Consider the following 246-nt stretch of genomic DNA (forward strand, 5'->3'; position numbering starts at 1 on the left):
GTCTTAGGATCAACAGTCACGCCGGTTGTGGTATTACCGTTAATAGTCCAGTTACCATTCTTATCTTTCTTCACGGTAATTGTTACAGGAGTCGTTGTATCGCCTTCTGGAATATACGTGATTTCTAGAGTATCAGCATCTGCTGGTGGGGTAACAGTTGCGGAACCTTGCTCAACACCATCTTGTGGCGTGAGTATAGTCGGCTCACCCGCAGGCGTTGGCGTTGGTTCTGGTGCAGGCTTCTCC

Annotated in this window: 1 protein-coding gene; it reads right to left on the minus strand. The window is 48.8% G+C overall.

Annotated elements, in window-relative coordinates; translation table 11 throughout:
- Positions 1-246 (minus strand): hypothetical protein (locus QP437_RS10820; protein ID WP_285267770.1); only part of this gene is annotated, 246 nt, incomplete at both ends.

The sequence above is a fragment of the Haemophilus sp. UMB1048 genome (genome assembly GCF_030218125.1).
In the GTDB taxonomy this organism is placed as follows: Bacteria; Pseudomonadota; Gammaproteobacteria; order Enterobacterales; family Pasteurellaceae; genus Haemophilus_D.